The 18,485-nt window shown below is 68.5% G+C and carries 16 protein-coding genes; 9 read left to right on the top strand and 7 right to left on the bottom strand.

From position 1 onward, the window contains the following. Window positions 1-62 precede the first annotated feature (62 nt). From A5643_RS14580 to dnaA, 7 genes are all read right to left on the bottom strand, one after another. Window positions 63-887, bottom strand: a complete 825-nt coding sequence (locus A5643_RS14580) for a DUF3566 domain-containing protein (RefSeq protein ID WP_066857018.1) — start codon at window positions 885-887, stop codon at window positions 63-65. A gap of 23 nt (window positions 888-910) precedes the next feature. Continuing rightward, window positions 911-4,657, bottom strand: a complete 3,747-nt coding sequence (gene gyrA, locus A5643_RS14575) for an intein-containing DNA gyrase subunit A (protein WP_066857015.1) — start codon at window positions 4,655-4,657, stop codon at window positions 911-913. 46 nt (window positions 4,658-4,703) lie between these two features. Then, on the bottom strand, window positions 4,704-6,731 hold the full coding sequence (gyrB, locus tag A5643_RS14570; protein ID WP_066857012.1) for a DNA topoisomerase (ATP-hydrolyzing) subunit B: 2,028 nt from the start codon (window positions 6,729-6,731) through the stop codon (window positions 4,704-4,706). 227 nt (window positions 6,732-6,958) lie between these two features. Beyond that, on the bottom strand, window positions 6,959-7,510 hold the full coding sequence (locus A5643_RS14565; protein ID WP_066857009.1) for a DUF721 family protein: 552 nt from the start codon (window positions 7,508-7,510) through the stop codon (window positions 6,959-6,961). Continuing rightward, entirely contained in the window at window positions 7,507-8,667 is a 1,161-nt protein-coding gene (recF, locus tag A5643_RS14560) for a DNA replication/repair protein RecF (RefSeq protein WP_066857006.1), read from the bottom strand. Before recF ends, A5643_RS14565 begins: the two co-directional genes overlap by 4 nt. Window positions 8,668-8,682: 15 nt before the next feature. Then, window positions 8,683-9,882, bottom strand: coding sequence for a DNA polymerase III subunit beta (gene dnaN / locus A5643_RS14555; RefSeq protein ID WP_066857003.1), 1,200 nt, complete (start codon window positions 9,880-9,882; stop codon window positions 8,683-8,685). Window positions 9,883-10,351: 469 nt separating this feature from the next. Next, window positions 10,352-11,815: a chromosomal replication initiator protein DnaA gene (gene dnaA, locus A5643_RS14550; RefSeq protein ID WP_066857068.1), complete on the bottom strand. Its 1,464-nt coding sequence runs from the start codon at window positions 11,813-11,815 to the stop codon at window positions 10,352-10,354. A 562-nt stretch (window positions 11,816-12,377) separates the two neighbouring features. Between dnaA and rpmH the strand changes: the two genes are divergently transcribed. The 9 genes from rpmH (at window position 12,378) to A5643_RS14510 (ending at window position 18,485) form a co-directional block, all read left to right on the top strand. Next, window positions 12,378-12,521 (top strand): 50S ribosomal protein L34, encoded by a 144-nt coding sequence (gene rpmH / locus A5643_RS17880; RefSeq protein WP_068111553.1) that lies wholly within the window; start codon window positions 12,378-12,380, stop codon window positions 12,519-12,521. Between the two features lie 3 nt (window positions 12,522-12,524). Next, window positions 12,525-12,878, top strand: coding sequence for a ribonuclease P protein component (gene rnpA, locus A5643_RS14545; protein ID WP_066857000.1), 354 nt, complete (start codon window positions 12,525-12,527; stop codon window positions 12,876-12,878). Window positions 12,879-12,943: 65 nt separating this feature from the next. After that, window positions 12,944-13,210, top strand: a complete 267-nt coding sequence (gene yidD, locus A5643_RS14540; RefSeq protein ID WP_231995590.1) for a membrane protein insertion efficiency factor YidD — start codon at window positions 12,944-12,946, stop codon at window positions 13,208-13,210. Continuing rightward, a complete protein-coding gene (gene yidC / locus A5643_RS14535) occupies window positions 13,146-14,252 on the top strand; it encodes a membrane protein insertase YidC (protein ID WP_066856981.1) in 1,107 nt (368 codons plus the stop codon). Before yidD ends, yidC begins: the two co-directional genes overlap by 65 nt. Window positions 14,253-14,301: 49 nt before the next feature. Then, on the top strand, window positions 14,302-14,829 hold the full coding sequence (locus tag A5643_RS14530) for a Jag family protein (protein WP_066857065.1): 528 nt from the start codon (window positions 14,302-14,304) through the stop codon (window positions 14,827-14,829). A gap of 43 nt (window positions 14,830-14,872) precedes the next feature. Beyond that, window positions 14,873-15,568, top strand: coding sequence for a 16S rRNA (guanine(527)-N(7))-methyltransferase RsmG (gene rsmG / locus A5643_RS14525; protein WP_066856978.1), 696 nt, complete (start codon window positions 14,873-14,875; stop codon window positions 15,566-15,568). After that, the gene (locus A5643_RS14520; RefSeq protein WP_082948972.1) at window positions 15,565-16,560 is read left to right on the top strand and encodes a ParA family protein; all 996 of its coding nucleotides are present in this window, start codon (window positions 15,565-15,567) and stop codon (window positions 16,558-16,560) included. Before rsmG ends, A5643_RS14520 begins: the two co-directional genes overlap by 4 nt. Then, window positions 16,557-17,555, top strand: coding sequence for a ParB/RepB/Spo0J family partition protein (locus tag A5643_RS14515; RefSeq protein WP_066856971.1), 999 nt, complete (start codon window positions 16,557-16,559; stop codon window positions 17,553-17,555). The genes A5643_RS14520 and A5643_RS14515 overlap by 4 nt, the downstream gene beginning before the upstream one ends. A gap of 219 nt (window positions 17,556-17,774) precedes the next feature. Then, window positions 17,775-18,485, top strand: a complete 711-nt coding sequence (locus tag A5643_RS14510) for an acetyltransferase (RefSeq protein WP_066856967.1) — start codon at window positions 17,775-17,777, stop codon at window positions 18,483-18,485.

Here is an 18,485-nt window from a genome sequence, read left to right as displayed (position 1 = left end):
CGACCGAGCGACGAGATTACCGCACCCGGCTGCCGGCCCCAAAATACCCGATCGCCCGCCGGCTACTCGCGGTCGGCCAGGGTGACTTCCACCCCGCCCACCAGATCGGCGGCGAGGTTGTAGACGAACGCGCCCAGGGCGGCCATCGCGGTGAGCAGCACGATGTTCACCAGGCCGATGAGGGTGGCGCCGCCGAAGATCGAACTCGCCGAGATCATGTCGCCGCCGGTGCTGACGTTGGTCTGTTGCAGCAGGTCACCGACGGTGTCGTTGAGTTTGCTCCACACCCCCATCGCGCCGAGGATCAGGTAGAGGAATGCGACGGCGATCATCCAGGCGAAGAACAGCGCCACCGACAGGATCAGCGACGCCTTCAGCGTCGTCCACGGGTCGATGCGCCGGATCTGCATGCTGGCGCGCACCGGCCCGCTGCTGCGCCGACCCACCTGGATCGCGCGGGATCCGCTCGCGGGCGCCGGGCGCTTCGCCGGGGCCGCCGGGGCGGGCGCCTTGCGCGGAGCGGTGCGAGCCGGTCCGGACAGGTCGGGCAGCTCGCTGCCGTAGGAGTCGCTGTCCGGGCGCGGCGCTTCCACCCGGGTCGCCGTCGGGTCCGCCGTGTCCCGCTGCGGGCGCACGGCGGTTCCGGACAGCACCCGGTCGCCGGGCCGGCCGTCACCGGTCTTGGCGGGTGCCGGGGCGGGGCCGGGCTTGGCCGACTCCGCGGCCGGGCCGGTCGCGGGCCGGCGGGCGGTCCCGCGCTGCCAGGGCGGCGCAGCCTCGCCGGCGGTCCCGCCGCGGGCGGGTTCCGGGCCGGTCCGGCGGGCCGTCGCGGGGTCCGGCGCCTCGGCGCCCGGCCCGGTCTTCTCCGGCTCGTGTGGCGATGTCACCGGTGGGCTCCTTAGCCGTCGGGTTAGCTGCCCGACTCGTCGTCAACTATGTCGGCATTGCGCGCGATGGCTATCAGTGTGTCGCCCTCGCCCAAGTTCATCAACCGAACACCCTTGGTCTGCCGGCCGGCCTTGCGGACCTGCCGCGCCTTGGTGCGGATCACCCCGCCGGAGGAGGTGATGGCGTAGACCTCGCTGTCGTTGTCGACGATCAAGGCGCCCACCAGCCGGCCCCGGCGCCGGTCGTACTGGATGGTCAAGATGCCCTTGCCGCCGCGGCCCTGCGCGGTGTACTCCTCGATCGCGGTGCGCTTGGCGTAGCCGCCGGAGGTCGCCACCAACAGGAAAGTGTCGTCGCGAACCACGTTGAGCGACAACAGCCGGTCGTCCTCGTTGAACCGCATGCCCTGCACGCCGGAGGTGGCCCGGCCCATCGGCCGCAGCGCCTCGTCGGTGGCCGAGAACCGGATCGACTGGCCGTTGGCCGAGACCAGCAGCAGGTCGTCCTCGGCCGAGCACAGCACCGCCCCGACCAGTTCGTCGCCCTCGCGCAGGTTGATCGCCACGATGCCGCCGGAGCGGTTGGAGTCGAAGTCGGTGAGCCGGGACTTCTTCACCAAGCCATTGCGGGTGGCCAGCACCAGGTACGGCGCGTCCTCATACCCCTGGATCTGGATGACCTGGGCGATGCGCTCCTCGGGCTGGAACGCCAGCAGGTTCGCGACGTGCTGGCCGCGGGCGGTGCGCGACGCCTCCGGCAGGTCGTAGGCCTTCGCCCGGTACACCCGACCCTGGGTGGTGAAGAACAGGATCCAGTCGTGGGTGGAGCAGACGAAGAAGTGCTTGACGATGTCGTCCTGCTTCAGCCCGGCGCCCTGCACGCCCTTGCCGCCGCGCTTCTGGCTGCGGTACAGGTCGGTGCGGGTGCGTTTGGCGTAGCCGGTCTCGGTGATCGTGACCACGACGTCCTCGCGGGCGATCAGATCCTCGTCGCTGACGTCGCCGTCGGCCGGGACCAGCTTGGACCGCCGGTCGTCGCCGTACTTCTCGACGATCTCGGCCAGCTCGTCGCGCACGATCGCGCGTTGCCGTCCCGGCTTGGCCAGGATGTCCTCGAGGTCGGCGATCTCGGCTTCGATCTTCGCCAGGTCGTCGATGATGCGCTGGCGCTCCAGGGCGGCCAGCCGGCGCAGCTGCATGTCCAGGATGGCCTGGGCCTGGATGTCGTCGATGTCGAGCAGGTCGATCAGGCCCTGCCGGGCGATGTCGACGGTCTGCGAGGCCCGGATCAGCGCGATGACCTCATCGAGGGCGTCGAGCGCCTTGACCAGGCCGCGCAGGATGTGGGCCCGCTCGTTGGCCTTGCGCAGCCGGTAGGTGGTGCGCCGGACGATGACATCGAGCTGGTGGTCAACGTAGTGGCGGATCATCTGGTCCAGCCGCAGGGTGCGCGGCACCCCGTCGACGATGGCCAGCATGTTGGCCCCGAAGCTGGTCTGCAGCTGGGTGTGCTTGTAGAGGTTGTTCAGCACGACCTTCGCCACCGCGTCGCGCTTGATGTCGATGACGATGCGCAGGCCCACCCGGTCACTGCTCTGGTCCTCGATGTGGGCGATGCCGGCCAGCTTGCCGTCGCGGACCTGCTCGGCGATCGAGGTGATGAAGTTGTCGTGGTTGACCTGGTAGGGCAGCTCGGTGATCACCAGCGAGTTGCGCCCGCGGGCGTCCTCCTCGATCTCCACCACGCCGCGCATCCGGATCGAACCGCGCCCGGTGGTGTAGGCGTCGTGGATGCCCTGGCTGCCGACGATGAGACCGGCGGTGGGGAAATCGGGGCCTTTCACCCGCTCCATCACCGCGGCGAGGGTGGCTTCCTCGTCGGCGTCGAAGTTGTCCAACGCCCAGTACACCGCTTCGGCGAGCTCCCGCAGGTTGTGCGGCGGGATGTTGGTGGCCATGCCGACCGCGATGCCGCCGGAACCGTTGGCCAGCAGGTTGGGGAACCTGCTGGGCAGCACGGTGGGTTCCTGGACCCGGCCGTCGTAGTTGGGGATGAAATCGACTGTCTCCTCGTCGATTTCACGCAGCATCTCCATCGCGAGCGGGGTCAGTCGCGCCTCGGTGTTGTGGCTGACGAACCCGTTCGTGATGAAGGCGTGGTCCTCGGTGTCGACCCGCAGGCTGTAGACCGGCTGAACACCGGCGTCGGTGACCGAGGCGACCTCGGCGTAGTAGAACCGGCCGTCGGTGAGGTCGGTGGCGATCGCCCGGACGTCGGGATCGGCGATGCGCGACAGGATCTCGTCGCCATCGCGCCGCCAGCGCGACAGTCGGTCGATGTTGTGTTTACGCAGCCATTCCTTGTCGACCCAGCGACTACCGCTGTGCTTGCGGATGAACGCACCCAGACCCGGAACGTGATCGTCGTCCATCCCGGCGCACGGCGGCAACGACGACAGGATGCTGTTCAGCTTCTCCTGCTTGGCGCCGCCGAAGCCGACCTGGCTCGCGAACAGTTCGGCCTGGCCGCGGTTGGTGATGACGACCTTGTGTTCGCCGGTGGCATGCCGGTATCGCTTCGAGATCACCCCGAACTCCAGCAACATCTGCTGAACTTGTCTGGCGAGCCGTTCGCTGCGGGTCGAGTACGAGACCTGAATCGTGTTGCGAGGCAGCGACGAGCAGGAGCCGTCACCCTCGAACAGCGCCTGAAGGAAAACCCGTTTGACGGCCGCCGGCGACTGCCAGAGCCATTCCGGGACCGTTTTCTGCGCCGAGCGCTGGCCGAGGAGTTCCGCCAGGCGGGTCCGCCTCAGTTCCGTCAGATTATGGACATCGAGTTCGTACAGCAGGGAGCCCGACTTGATGACGCGCTGCGATACATACCGGGCGCCGCCCACTACTGCGTCGTATGCGGCCACGACCATGCGGAAGTAATCGGCATCGAGGTTGTTGAATCCGGCCCGGTTCTCGGAGACGAAGCCTTCGCTGATGAAGGCACCGGCCAGCAGCGCCTCCATCGTCGTCTGCCACTCGGCGGGCTCGAACTCGGCCGGCGGCGTGCGTTGCAGCGCAACGCGATCCCCCGGGCGGATCTCCTCGACCAGCTTCCATAACAGCGTCGGTACACCGGCGACGTCGACCAGGCACAGCAACGGGTGGTTGGCCGTGCCGGTGACTTCGTAACCCTCTGCGGTCCGCACCGTGTAGGTCTGGTGCTCGCCGGAGTGGAACAGCCGGTCGGCGACGACCGGGTTGCCGTGTCGGTCCAGCACCTTCAATTCGACGACGTTGTCGGAGTTCGGTTGGGCCGTTCCGACGACGTCCCCGATCCGCACGGATTGCCCGAAGGGCAGCCGCACCAAAGCATCACCGGTGACGCAGTAGCGCATCGCGGCCGGCGGGTCGTTGCCCGGCGAACCGAAGTTGCCCTGCCCGTCGACCAGCGGGTAGCGCATCGACCACGACTGCGCCATCCGGACCAGGGTGTCGTAGATCGACGAGTCGCCGTGCGGGTGGTAGTTACCCATGGTCTCCGCGACCGACCGCGCCGACTTGGCGTGACTGCGGTCGGGGCGGAACCCGGAGTCGAACATCGCGTAGAGCACCCGGCGGTGCACCGGCTTGAGGCCGTCGCGCACTTCCGGCAGCGCACGGCCGACGATCACGCTCATCGCGTAGTCGATGTAGCTGCGCTGCATCTCCTGCTGGATGTCGACCGGTTCGATGCGGTCGGTTTCGTCGTCAGGCGGCAGGGTGGTGTCGGTCATGTGGTCCCCGTTCGTCGGTCAGGAAGGTCGATTCCGGCGCACAGCGTCAGACATCAAGGAAGCGAACGTCTTTGGCGTTGCGGGTGATGAAGCTGCGGCGTGCTCCGACGTCCTCGCCCATGAGGATGGAGAACAGCTCGTCGGCGGCGGCGGCGTCGTCGAGGGTCACCTGGCGTAGCACGCGCACCGAGGGATCCATCGTGGTCTCCCACAGCTCCTTGGCGTCCATCTCACCCAGACCCTTGTAGCGCTGGATGCCGTCGTCCTTGTTGATCTTCTTGCCTGCTTCCAGCCCGCGCTTGAGCAGACCGTCGCGTTCCCGGTCGGAGTAGGCGAACTCCGGTTCGCTGCGCTGCCACTTGAGCTTGTACAGCGGCGGTTGCGCCAGGTAGACGTGTCCGTTCTCGATCAGCGGGCGCATGAACCGGAACAGCAGGGTCAACAGCAGGGTGGCGATGTGCTGGCCGTCGACGTCGGCGTCGGCCATCAGCACGATCTTGTGGTAGCGGAGCTTCTCCAGGTCGAACTCGTCGTGGATCCCGGTGCCCAGCGCGGTGATGATCGCCTGGACCTCGGTGTTCTTCAGCACCCGGTCGATGCGGGCCTTCTCGACGTTGATGATCTTGCCGCGCAACGGCAGGATCGCCTGGTACATGGAGTCGCGCCCGCTCTTGGCCGAGCCGCCGGCCGAATCACCCTCCACGACATAGAGTTCGGATTTCGTCGGGTCGGTGGAGCGGCAGTCGGCCAGCTTGCCCGGCAGCCCGCCGAGATCGGTTGCGCTCTTGCGCCGCACCAGGTCCCGCGCCTTGCGCGCCGCGATGCGCGCTTGCGCCGAGGACAGCGCCTTGTTGATGATCAGTTTGGCTTCCGCCGGGTTCGCTTCGAACCAGTGGCCGAGCTGTTCGTTGCACACCCGCTGCACGAACGACTTGACCTCGGTGTTGCCCAGTTTCGTCTTGGTCTGCCCCTCGAACTGGGGTTCGGCGACCTTCACCGAGATCACCGCGGCCAGGCCCTCACGGATGTCGTCACCGGTGAGGTTGGAGTCCTTCTCCTTGAGCAGTTTCCGGTCCCGGGCATATTTGTTGACCACCGAGGTCAGCGCGCTGCGGAACCCTTCCTCGTGGGTGCCGCCCTCCGCGGTGTTGATCGTGTTGGCGAAGGTGTGTACAGAATCCTTGTTGTAGCCGTCGTTCCACTGCATGGCGATCTCGACCTCGTGGCCGTCGCCCTTGCCGGAGAAGTCGACCACCGATTTGTGGATCGCGGTCTTGGTGCGGTTGATGTGCTTGACGTAGTCGACCAGCCCGCCGGGGTAGTGGAACTTGCGCTGCTTGACCTTCTGCGGCGCAGCGGATTCGGCGGCCTGCTCCTCGGCGGTCTTCGGCGCGTCGGCGACCTCGCTGACGACCTCGTCGACCACCTCGGCCTTGGTGACCCGGGTGTCGGTGAGGTTGATGACCAGCCCCTTGTTGAGGAACGCCATCTCCTGCAGCCGCCGCGACACCGTCTCGAAGTCGTACTCGGTGGTTTCGAAGACGTCCGGGTCCGCCCAGAACCGCACCGTGGTGCCGGTCTTTTTGGTCTTCTCGCCCTGCTTGAGGGTGCCGGGAACGGAGTAGTCGTAGACCTGATACCACTCGTGGCCGTTCCGGCTGATCTCCACCTCCAGCTTGGTGGACAGCGCGTTGACCACCGATACACCCACCCCGTGCAGGCCGCCGGAGACCGCGTAGGAGTCCGAGTCGAACTTGCCGCCGGCGTGCAATTGGGTCATCACGACGTCGACGGTCGGAACCCCCGAGGCGTGCATGCCCACCGGGATACCCCGGCCGTCGTCGCTGACCTCCACCCCGCCGTCCTCGAGCAGGACCACGTCGATCGTGGTGGCGTAGCCGGCCATCGCCTCGTCGACCGCGTTGTCGACGACCTCCCACACCAGGTGGTGCAGACCGCGCTCACCGGTGGAGCCGATGTACATGCCGGGGCGTTTGCGGACCGCCTCCAGGCCTTCCAAGATCGTGATCGACTCGGCGCCGTACTCGTCTTTTTTCTTCTTCGGGGCAGCCACGGTCGGAACGGTCTCCTCGGGGTGTCACGTGCGGGGCGGTCCAGCCACCGCAGCAGGTCGTCGACTCAGTCTACCGTCAACCACCGACGGCACCGGTTTTCTGGGTGCGTTTCCACCCAGCTAATTGCGTCGTGTGCTCAATATCTTGATTTCGGGAGTGTCCGCACGCTGGACAGACCGCTTCGTTCGGTCCTAGCGGCTGTCAGCGGACGCTCACCGGAGGCGGCCTAACCGTAGGTGTCGCGCGGGCCGCGCCCGCGGACGTGCCGCGGTCCCTTCCGCCAGGACGGCGCCACCGGCCCGGTGATCTTCAGCGCGGTGACGACCCCGTCACCGACCGCGGCGGCGATCTTGGCCAGTAGCTGGGTCTGCATCATCCGCAGCTGGGTGGCCCAGGCGGTGGACTCCGCCGACACCGCCAACACCCGCTCCCGCAACCCGGTGGGGTTGGCGTGATCGGCGATCTGGTCACCGACCACCGCGCGCCACTGCGCGAACAGGGTTCCTTCGGCGACGTGTGGTGACCAGCCCCGGTTGCGTGCCACATCCCGGCTGGCCAGCCCGAGCGGCTGCGGATCGCGGTGATCGGGGCCGGGACCCGACCAGCGGCGCCGACGGCCGCCGGGGCGTCGGGGTGGTCGCGGGCCGCGTTGCTGCCCGATGTCTTTTCCCTGGCTGCGCGCCGCTTGGCGGGCTTCCTCCAGGGTGCGGCGCACCAGGTCCATCCCGGGCAGACCGGCAAGTGCGTCGGGCGGGCCGCCGTCGTCGTGTTCGGTCACTGTTGGACCACCGAGGTCTGGATGTCCGCGCCGTCGACCAGCCCGATGGTGATCCGGCGGACATCCCAATCCGGCGGGACGTCGTCGGCCACCGCCGCGGTGACCAGAACCTGTTCGGCGTCGGAGGCCACCGCCGCCAACGCGTTACGCCGCGCTTTGTCCAGTTCGGCGAACACGTCATCGAGCAGCAACACCGGATCCCCTCCGTCCAGACGGAGTAACTCGTAGCCGGCGAGTCGCAACGCCAGCGCCATCGACCATGATTCGCCATGGCTAGCGTAGCCCTTCGCCGGCTGGTCACCCAGGCGAAGTTCCAGGTCGTCGCGATGCGGGCCGACCAGGCACACCCCGCGTTCGAGCTCGGCGTTCCGCCGCTGCGCCATCTGCGCCAGCAGCACCTCTTGGAGCTGCGGCTGGCTGCCGGCGGGGTCGGCCCACAGTTCCGGGGCCAGCTCCACGCTGGCGCGGTAGCCGATCGCCGCCGGCCGCGACGCCGGGGCCAGTGAGCGGTAGGCCTCCGCCACCTGCGGGGCCAGGTCGTTGACCAGTTCCATCCGCGCCGCCATCAGCGCGGCGCCGTGTTCGGCCAGATGCCCGTCCCAGACGTCGAGGGTTTCCAGCACGCCGCTGTCGGCGCCGCGGTAGCGGCCCGGCGCACTTTTGAGCAGCGCGGTGCGCTGGCGGACCACCTTGTCGTAGTCGGCGCGCACCGCCGCGATGCGGGGACGGAGCTGGGTGGCCAGGTCGTCGAGGAATCGGCGACGGTCCCCGGGGTCGCCGCGCACCAGGGCCAGGTCTTCGGGGGCAAACAGCACGGTGCGCAACACCCCGATGACCTCGCGGGCGCTGCGCACCGGTGACCGGTTCAGGCGGGCCTTGTTGGCCCGGCCGGCGTTGATCTCCAGGTCGACGGCCAGCTCCCGGTCGTCGTTGACCACGATGGTCGACACCAGGGCACGCTGGGCTCCGGCACGGATCAGCGGGGCGTCGGCGGCGACCCGATGAGACCCGAGGGTGGCCGAAAACCACAGGGCTTCAAGAAGATTCGTTTTTCCGTAGCCGTTCGGCCCGATGAAGACGGTACGGCCGGGCGCCAGTTCCAGATCGATCTCGGCCCACGAACGGAAATCCCGCAGGCCCAGTTGACGCACGTACATCGCGGGTGCGCCACCTCAGCCGGGCAGGCGGACCGGCATCAACAGGTAGACGTAGTCGGTGTCCGCGGCGGGGAACGGGCCGGTGCCGACCGGAACCGCCTCGTCGGCGGCGGCGGGCCGCAGCACCGCCGGCTTGTTGGAGGTGGTGAACCCCAACCACACCTTCTCGGTGTGCACCGATCCCAGACCGTCGCTGAGATAGGTCGGGTTGAACGCGATCGTCAGCGGGTCACCGACGAAGTCGACCGACAGGTCCTCTTCGGCGCGGCCGACGTCGTCGGCGCCGGCGGAAAGGCGCAGGGCCCCGTCGGAGAACTCCATCCGCACCTGGGCGCCGCGGTCGGCGACCAGCGCCACGCGCTTGATCGCGTCGGTGAGCTCGGCCACGTCGACCACCGCCACCGCGGTGTGCTCGGTGGGCAGCAGCTGGCGAAACTTCGGGAACTCCGCGTCGAGCAGACGGGTGGTGCTCTGCTTGCCGTCACCGCTGATGCCCAGCAGCCCCTCGGAGCCGACCTCGTTGCCGCCGCCCAGCGACAGGTGGACGTCCGCGCCGTGGATGCCGGTCTTGGCGGCCTCCGCCAGCGTCTTGGCCGGCACCAGCACGGCCGCCTCCAGGTCGGCCGATCCCGCCGACCAGGTGAGTTGGCGCACCGCCAGCCGGAACCGGTCGGTGGCCGCCAAAACCACAGTGGCACCGGAGATCTCCATGCGGATTCCGGTCAACATCGGCAGCGTGTCGTCCTTGCCCGCGGCCACCGCCACCTGTCCGATCGCCTCGGCGAACAGGTCGGCCGACAAGCTGCCGGTCTCGTCGGGGAGTTCCGGCAGTGAGGGGTAGTCCTCGACCGCCATCGTGGGCAGGGAGAACTTGGCGTTGCCGCAGGACAGCGCGACCCGGGTGCCCTCGACCTGGACGTCGACGGGTTTGGCCGGCATCGCCCGGGTGATGTCGGACAGCAGTCGACCGGAAACCAAAACGCTTCCGGGAGTGGCGATTTCGGCTGGAACGCGGACGACTGCGGAGACCTCGTAGTCGAATCCGGAGATTGTCAGGCCGTCGTCGGACCCGGTGAGCAGCACGCCGGCCAGGACGGGGTTGGGGGGACGGCTCGGCAGGTTCTTGGCCACCCAGGCCACCGCGTCGGCGAAGTCCTCACGAACCGCACGAAACTTCAGATCGGTGAGGTCAACGTTGGTCGCTGCCACGTCCATAGGTCCCTTCATCACCCCTGTTGAGTAACTCCCTCGGCGACTACCGCGGCGACGAACACCTGGCCGTGCAACGCCACGACGACAGTAGCGTCGTCGAACCACAACCGTAGAGGTTTCGGTGGGTTCTTGAAAGTCGATCGGCTTGGGTGCTCGAGCCTCGCACAGCGCACCGAACAGGGTTCTCCCCAGCCCTGTGTTCAATGACTTTACCTGGAGAGATAGATCAGTATCAGTAGTAGGCGCTGTGGACTCTGGGGATAACCGGAGATCGATGCTGCTGGCGGCGTGGATCGGGTTGGGGAGGACACGGTGGATGGTTTGGGCATCGATTGTGGACGGCTGTGGATGGTTCGCGTCTGTGCACGACGGTCCCAAGGTTGTGCCGCGCGGGTGGTGTTCGGTCCACACCTTGTCCACAGGGCCTGGCTGTGACCGGTGGTAGGAGAGTGACGGAAAAAACTGCGCCGGTTCAGTACCGGGAACGCTGCCGGATGCGGGTGGTCAGTTCTTTGACGTGATCGAAGACCTCGCGGCGCTCGGCCATCTCGGCCAGGATCTTGCGCTGGGCGTACATCACGGTGGTGTGGTCGCGGTCGAAGGACTGCCCGATCTTGGGCAACGACAGGTCGGTGAGCTCGCGGCACAGGTACATGGCGATCTGGCGCGGCTGGGCCAGGGCCCGCGACTTGCCCGGGCCGCGCAGCTCCTCGACGGTGGTGTCGAAGTACTCGGCGGTGGCCGCCATGATCGTGGCGGCGCTGATCTGCATGGTGCTCGGGTGTGAGATGAGGTCCTGCAGCACGATCTCGGCGAGCGCGGTGTCGATCGGGCTCTTGTTCAGCGAGGCGAAGGCGGTCACCCGGATCAGGGCGCCCTCAAGCTCACGGATGTTGCGTTCGATGCTGCTGGCGATGAGCTCGAGCACGTCGCCGGGAACGTCGAGGCGATCGGTCTGGGCCTTCTTGCGCAGGATCGCGATGCGGGTCTCCAGCTCCGGCGGCTGAACGTCGGTGATCAGACCCCACTCGAATCGGGTGCGCAGCCGCTCCTCGAGGGTGGCCAGCTGTTTGGGCGGCCGGTCGGAGGAGATCACGATCTGCTTGTTGGCGTTGTGCAGCGTGTTGAAGGTGTGGAAGAACTCCTCCTGGATCCCTTCCTTGCCTTCGATGAACTGGATGTCGTCGACCAGCAGGACGTCGATGTCGCGGTAGCTGCGCTTGAACGCCACCCGGCGGTCGTCGCGCAGCGAGTTGATGAAGTCGTTGGTGAACTCTTCGGTCGAGACGTATTTGACCCGCATGCCCGGGAAGAGGCGCTGGGCGTAGTTGCCGATCGCGTGCAGCAGGTGGGTTTTGCCCAGACCGGATTCCCCCCAGATGAACAGCGGGTTGTAGGCGCGGGCCGGGGCCTCGGCGACGGCCAGGGCCGCGGCGTGCGCGAACCGGTTGGACGAACCGATGACGAAGGTCTCGAAGGTGTACCGACGGTTGAGCGTGGTGGTGTCGCCGTCGTCGGGTTCGATCGGCCGCTCGGCGAAATACGACGGCCAGTTCTCGCCGCTGACCAGGGTCTCCTGGTCGTCGTCGGCGGCGTCGGCGCCGTCGTCGGTGCCGGCCGGCTCGGTGGTCGGCGGTGCGATGCGCACCCCCAACTCGATGGGCTCGCCGAGCCGGCGGCTCAACACGTCGGTGATGCGGGTGCGCAGGTGCCGTTCGATCTCGTTCTGCACGTAGCTGCTGGGTACCGAGAGCAGCGCGAAGCCCTCGGTGATCGTCAACGGCTCGACGAGGTTCAACCAGGCGCGTTGTTGGGGGCTCAGCGGTGCGAAGGTGCTGGAAGTGGGATTGCGGCCGTCGCCGTTGAGTTCGGTGACGACCTCGCTCCAGATGGCGCTGAAGGCGCGACCCGGGTCCCGGCCTGGATCCTCAGTCAACAACGCACCCCCTCCCGTGGGACGAACCGGAGGCGCTGCGGAAACGCGCCGACCTCTCCACAGAAGTTATCCCCAACTGTGGATAGGGCGAGCCTTCGGTGCCACAGCACCAGGCTGCGTCACCGGCAATCGGCGCGCAAGCCAGCTCCCTGCGGAGGACCGGTTGGCAACTGACTCGCTGTCCGCGCTTCGTTGTCGAGCGCCGTTCCAGGCCGAAACGACACGGCCAGAAGCTAACAGTTTTCCGGCGTTGCGACCAACCGTTTGCGAAATATTGGGGCCGGCCCCGGCAAAGACGCAGGCGGGCTGTGACGGATGGGTCGACGGTGCCATCGGTGGGCGGCGGTCGGAGCGCATCGGCCAGGTTTGACCCGGCAGGTTTGACCCCACGAGGGCGGCTCAGTACCCTCAAACAGTCGCCCGAACGTCGGCGATACGGCTGCGACCCGTTTCGGGGACCGCGCCGGTTAGCAGCACGACACAGACCTTAACGAACGGCCATCGAGTCCAATCGCTGTGTATGGACGACGATGGTGCCGCCAGGTAGCGAGGAGATAGAGCCGTGGCCAAGGGCAAGCGGACCTTCCAGCCGAACAACCGCCGCCGCGCTCGGGTGCACGGCTTCCGGCTGCGGATGCGGACCCGTGCTGGACGCGCCATCGTCTCCGGCCGGCGTCGCAAAGGCCGTCGCGCGCTGACTGCTTGATCCGTGCTTCCCGCGCAGTACCGTATGCGGCGGTCGACGGAGTTCGCTGACACCATCAAGCGGGGTGCGCGCAGCGTCCAACCGGACCTGGTGGTGCATGCCCGCCGGACGGGTTGTGCCGGGGGACCGCGGGTCGGCCTCGTCGTCAGCAAATCAGTGGGTTCCGCGGTGGAACGCCACCGGGTGGCCCGTCGGCTCCGGCACGTGACCCGGGATCTATTGTGCGAGTTGGATTCCACGGACCGGGTGGTGATCCGGGCGCGGCCCAGTAGCCGCGACGCGCTATCCCGCAGCTTCGACCAGCAACTGCGCGCCGGGCTGAAGCAAACGCTGCGGGACGCCGGGGAGCACCGGTGAGCGCGCGATGGGTGCGCTCGGCGCCGGTGCGGGCACTGATCTACCTGATCCAGCTCTACCGGCACATGGTCTCGCCGCTGCGGCCGGCGACCTGCCGGTTCACGCCGACCTGTAGCCAATACGCTGTGGACGCGCTGACCGAGTACGGGCTGGCTCGGGGCGGCTGGTTGGCTGTGGCCAGGCTGGCCAAGTGCGGGCCGTGGCACCGGGGTGGCTGGGACCCGATTCCGGACCGGCCCGGCAGTGAGGATCAAGGCTCGCGGCCCGATGAAGCCGCCGACAGCTGGCAGCGTCCAGCAGAGCGAGGGGAGAGTGAGCGGCTTGTCGTTTAATCCGGTCAGCCTGGACTACGTCTATTACCCGGTCTCGGCGATCATGTGGGTCTGGTACAAGCTGTTCAGCTTGCTGCTGAGCCCGACCAGTTTCTTCACCTGGGTGCTGTCGGTGATGTTCCTGGTGTTCACTCTGCGGGCGCTGCTGTACAAGCCGTTCGTCAAGCAGATCCGCACCACCCGCCAGATGCAGGAGTTGCAGCCGCAGATCAAGGCGCTGCAGAAGAAGTACGGCAAGGACCGCCAGCGGATGGCGCTGGAGATGCAGAAGCTGCAGCGCGAGCACGGGTTCAACCCGCTGCTGGGCTGTCTGCCGATGCTCGCCCAGATCCCGGTGTTTCTGGGCCTGTTCCACGTGCTGCGCTCGTTCAACCGGACCGGCACCGGCATCGGGCAGCTGGGGCTGTCGGTGGAGCAGAACGCTTCGCTGGGTAACTATGTGTTCAGCGCCACCGACGTCGGCAACTTCTTGAGCGCGAAGCTGTTCGGTGCGCCGCTGGGGGCGACGATGACCCAGCGCGGGCCCACGCTGGAGGCCTTCGGTGATGACTTCAGCCGCGGCGCGCTGATCGCGGTGGGCGTCCCGGTGATGATCCTGGCCGGGGTCGCCACCTACTTCAACAGTCGCGCCTCGGTGGCGCGGCAGAGCCCGGAGGCCGCGGCCAACCCGCAGACCGCGATCATGAACAAGCTCGCGCTCTACGTCTTCCCGCTCGGCGTGGTGGTCGGTGGGCCGTTCCTGCCGCTGGCGATCATCTTCTACTGGTTCTCCAACAACATCTGGACCTTCGGTCAGCAGCACGTGGTGTTCGGCATGATCGAGAAGGAAGAGGAAGCCAAGAAGCAGGAGATGCTCGAGCGCCGCGCGGCCAACGCGCCGGCACCGGGCGCCAAACCCAAGCGCAAGGGCAAGGGGGCGGCAGCCGCCGCGCCTGCCGAGACCGACCGCGGGAGCGAGACCGTGGAGACCGCGACGGCCGAGCCGAGCAAGCGGAGCACCGCCCCCCGTCCGGGTGCCAAGCCCAAGAAACGGAAGAGCTGAACGGGTGCAGCCGCAGGGCTGAGCATCCGGTGGAGAAGGAGAGATGACGATGACCGACGCCGACACCACCGAGGACGTGGGAGCGACCCAGTCCGAGGGCGGCAGCGACGACCTCGAGGAGCGATTGGTCGCCGAGGGCGAGATCGCCGGCGACTATCTCGAGGAGTTGCTGGACCTGTTGGACTTCGACGGCGACATCGATCTCGACGTCGAGGGCAACCGGGCGGTGGTGAGCATCGACGGCGGCAAAGACCTGACGAAGTTGGTCGGCCGCGAGGGTGAGGTGCTCGACGCGCTGCAGGAACTGACCCGGCTGGCGGTGCACCAGAAGACCGGCGAGCGCAGCCGGCTGATGCTTGACGTCGCGGGTTGGCGGCGGGGCCGCCGCGCGGAGCTGACCGAGCTGGGCGACAAGGTGGCGCGGCGGGTGGCCGAGAGTGGGGAGCGCGAGGAGCTCGCCCCGATGACCCCGTTCGAGCGCAAGATCGTGCACGACGCGGTCGCCGCGGTGGACGGCGTGCGCAGCGAGAGCGAGGGCGTCGAGCCGGCGCGCCGCGTCGTCGTCCTTCCCGACTGAGCAGAGTTACAGCAATGTAGTTCCGCGGAAGGGTTCGTTTCACGTGAAACATGACGAACCGGGGGAGCCGCCCGAGGCGGCCGGCGCGGCGTTCGGCGACCGGCTGGGTATCGCCGAGCGGTACGCGGAGCTGCTCGCCGGACCGGGCGTGGAGCGCGGGCTGATCGGGCCCCGCGAAGCCGGCCGGCTGTGGGAGCGGCACCTGTTGAACTGCGTGGCGGTGGCCGACCTCCTCGAACCCGGCGAACGCGTCGTCGATGTGGGCAGCGGCGCCGGTCTCCCGGGTCTGGCCCTGGCGATCGCCCGACCCGATCTCTCCATCACTTTGGTGGAGCCGTTGCTGCGCCGCACCCGGTTCCTGCAGGAGGCGGTGGAGGACCTCGGCGTGGACGTCGCGGTGGTGCGCGGCCGCGCCGAGGAGCCGGCGGTGCGCGAGCGGGTCGGCGGCGCCGACGTCGTCGTCTCCCGTGCGGTCGCCGCGCTGGACCGGCTGACGCGTTGGAGTCTGCCGCTGCTCCGGGCCGGCGGTCGGATGATCGCGCTGAAGGGGGAGCGGGCGGCGGACGAGGTCGCCGAGCACCGGCGTGGGATGATCGCCCAGGGGGCCGTCGATGTCAGGGTGAGGAAATGTGGCGAGGCGTTTTTGGCAGTTCCCGCGACCGTCGTGGTGGCGGTACGCGGACAGGACAAGCCGTCCCGGCGACGGCCGGGACGCCCAGCGGGCAGGAGACCAAGATGAACGCGCCCACCGGCCGAGAGTCCTCGACGCCGCCGCCGGACCGGCCAGGCCGCCCCGCGGCGCGCGCCGTTTCACGTGAAACCACGCCGGGGCCGGTTTCACGTGAAACCCCCTACGAGGCCGACACCCCGATCGGCGCGGCGGCCGAACGCGCGATGCGGGTGCTGCACACCACAGACGGTCGGCTGCCGCGCCCGCCGCGGCGGCGCGTCCTCACCGTCGCCAACCAGAAGGGTGGGGTCGGCAAGACCACGACCGCGGTGAACCTCGCGGCGGCGCTGGCCGTCCAAGGACTCAAGACCCTGGTGATCGACCTCGATCCGCAGGGCAACGCGAGCACGGCGCTGGGGATCGGCGATCGCCAGTCCGGCACCCCGTCGTCCTACGAGGTGCTGCTGGGGGAGATCCCGGCGCGCGCCGCGCTGCGCCAGAGCCCGCACAGTGAGCGGCTGTTCTGCATCCCGGCGACCATCGATCTGGCCGGCGCCGAGATCGAGTTGGTCAGCATGGTGGCGCGGGAGAACCGGCTGAGTCGCGCGCTTGCCGACCTCGACGACCTCGATTTCGACTACGTGTTCATCGACTGCCCGCCGTCGCTGGGGCTGCTGACCATCAACGCGTTGGTGGCCGCCGCCGAGGTGTTGATCCCGATCCAGTGTGAGTACTACGCCCTGGAAGGGGTGTCGCAGCTGATGCGCAACATCGAGATGGTCAAGGCGCACCTCAACCCCCGGCTCGAGGTGACCACCGTGGTGCTGACCATGTACGACGGGCGCACCAAACTCGCCGACCAGGTGGCCGAGGAAGTGCGGCACTACTTCGGTGACAAGGTGCTGCGCACCGTGGTGCCGCGCAGCGTCAAGGTCTCCGAAGCGCCCGGGTACAGCATGACGATCATCGATTACGATCCGGGTTCACGGGGAGCGATGAGTTACCTGGACGCCAGTCGGGAGCTCGCGCAGCGGGTCATGCCGCAGAAGGGACAGCGATGAATCAGCAGGCACGTAAACGGGGCGGACTCGGCCGGGGCCTGGCGTCGTTGATTCCCACCGGGCCGGCGCCCGGGGAGACCGACGCGGACAGCCTCGGGCCGCGGATGGGCGACAGCGCCGCCGACATCGTGCTGGGACGCAGCGGGGCGGCGCCGGAGGCCGCGCCCCAGCCCGCGGACGACGTCGGCGCGGTCTATCGCGAACTCGACCCGGCGCAGATCGGTCCCAACCCGCGCCAGCCCCGCCAGGTCTTCGACGAGGAGGCCCTGGCCGAGCTGGTGCACTCGATCCGCGAATTCGGGCTGATGCAGCCGATCGTCGTCCGCGAGGCGCCCGGGGAGACCCCGCCGTACCAACTGGTGATGGGGGAGCGGCGCTGGCGCGCCGCGCAGGAGGCCGGGCTCACCGCGATCCCGGCGATCGTGCGGGACACCGGTGACGGCCACCTGCTGCGCGACGCGCTGCTGGAGAACATCCACCGCGTCCAGCTGAACCCGCTGGAGGAGGCGGCCGCCTACCAGCAGCTGCTCGACGAGTTCGGCGTCACCCACGACGAGCTGGCCGCCCGGCTGGGCCGGTCGCGCCCGCTCATCTCGAACATGATCCGGCTGCTGCGGCTGCCGATCCCGGTCCAGCGCCGGGTCGCCGCCGGGGTGCTCTCCGCCGGCCACGCCCGCGCCCTGCTGTCCCTGGAAGCCGGCGCGGACGCCCAGGAGGAGCTGGCGGCACGCATCGTCGCCGAGGGCCTGTCGGTACGGGCGACCGAGGAGGCGGTGACGCTGGCCAACCGGTCCGGCGCGCCGACCCCGACGCCGCCGAAGCGGAAGCCGATCCAGATGCCCGGGCTGCAGGACGTCGCCGAACAGCTCTCCGACGCGTTCGACACCCGGGTCACGGTGAGCTTGGGTAAGCGCAAGGGGAAGATCGTCGTCGAGTTCGCCTCGGTGGACGATCTGCAGCGTATTGCGGGCTTGATGATCGCGGCGAAGGCCTGACCAGCCACCCACTGGCGTTCCGTCACTGTGACATATCGGTCCGAAAGCCCACGTTCGATAAACCGAACGAGGCCGGTTTCGCTTGTCCGGCAATGCGATTCGGCAAAAGACCGGCTGTGACGGGGCGCCGAACCCGAGCGCGGGCGGTTCGCGGCGATCTCTCCTATTCTGGAAGGGCCGCAATCCGGTGGTAACGACGCGCGGAGGCCCGAAAAGCTAGTGTCCACTCAGATCACACCGCTGCGGCTGGACGCATTCGAATTGCTGCCCAAGTCCGCGCGCCGGTGCGTGTTCTGGGAGGTCGACCCGGCGACCCTCCGCGGGGACGAGCACCTCAGCGATCCCGAGTTCGAGAAGGAAGCCTGGCTGTCCATGGTCATGCTCGAGTGGGGATCGTGCGGGCAGGTGGCCACCGCGGCGCCGCGGCGCGCCGGGTCCGGCGAGACCCGCTGTCTGGGGTACGCGTTCTACGCACCGCCGCGCGCCGTGCCGCGGGCCCGACGGTTTCCCACGGCGCCGGTCTCCGCCGACGCCGTGCTGCTGACCTCGCTGGGCGCCGAGCCCGGCCACGAGGACGACGGCCTGCCGCAGCAGCTGATCGCCCGGGTGGTCGACGACCTGGTCCGGCGCGGGGTCCGCGCACTGGAGGCCTTCGGCCGGACCGCTGCGGTGCCGGAGGCGTCGGACGACCGGGACGCGGAGACCGCGACGGTGCTCGAGGCGGTCGGTGACTGCCCGCCGGGGCACTGCATCATCGAAGCGGAGTTGTTGGAGAGCGCCGGGTTCGTCGTGGTGGCCCCGCACCGCTACTTCCCGCGGCTGCGGCTGGAACTGGACAAGGGGCTGGGCTGGAAGGCCGAGGTGGAGGCCGCCCTGGAACGGCTCCTGGAGGTGGCGCCGCTGCGTCAGACGGTGGGTGCGCCGGCCTGA

This window comes from Mycobacterium sp. 1274756.6 (assembly GCF_001668625.1).
GTDB lineage: Bacteria > Actinomycetota > Actinomycetes > Mycobacteriales > Mycobacteriaceae > Mycobacterium.
Note: the sequence above shows the minus strand (reverse complement) of the source record. Positions and strands in the feature narration are given on the sequence as shown.

Coding starts and splice junctions, on each gene's coding strand:
- gyrA (WP_066857015.1), bottom strand. CDS start 4,657: ATGACCGACACCACCCTGCCGCCTGACGACGAAACCGACCGCATCGAA.
- recF (WP_066857006.1), bottom strand. CDS start 8,667: ATGTACGTGCGTCAACTGGGCCTGCGGGATTTCCGTTCGTGGGCCGAG.
- dnaN (WP_066857003.1), bottom strand. CDS start 9,882: ATGGACGTGGCAGCGACCAACGTTGACCTCACCGATCTGAAGTTTCGT.
- yidD (WP_231995590.1), top strand. CDS start 12,944: ATGGTCTCGCCGCTGCGGCCGGCGACCTGCCGGTTCACGCCGACCTGT.
- yidC (WP_066856981.1), top strand. CDS start 13,146: ATGAAGCCGCCGACAGCTGGCAGCGTCCAGCAGAGCGAGGGGAGAGTG.
- A5643_RS14530 (WP_066857065.1), top strand. CDS start 14,302: ATGACCGACGCCGACACCACCGAGGACGTGGGAGCGACCCAGTCCGAG.
- A5643_RS14520 (WP_082948972.1), top strand. CDS start 15,565: ATGAACGCGCCCACCGGCCGAGAGTCCTCGACGCCGCCGCCGGACCGG.
- A5643_RS14515 (WP_066856971.1), top strand. CDS start 16,557: ATGAATCAGCAGGCACGTAAACGGGGCGGACTCGGCCGGGGCCTGGCG.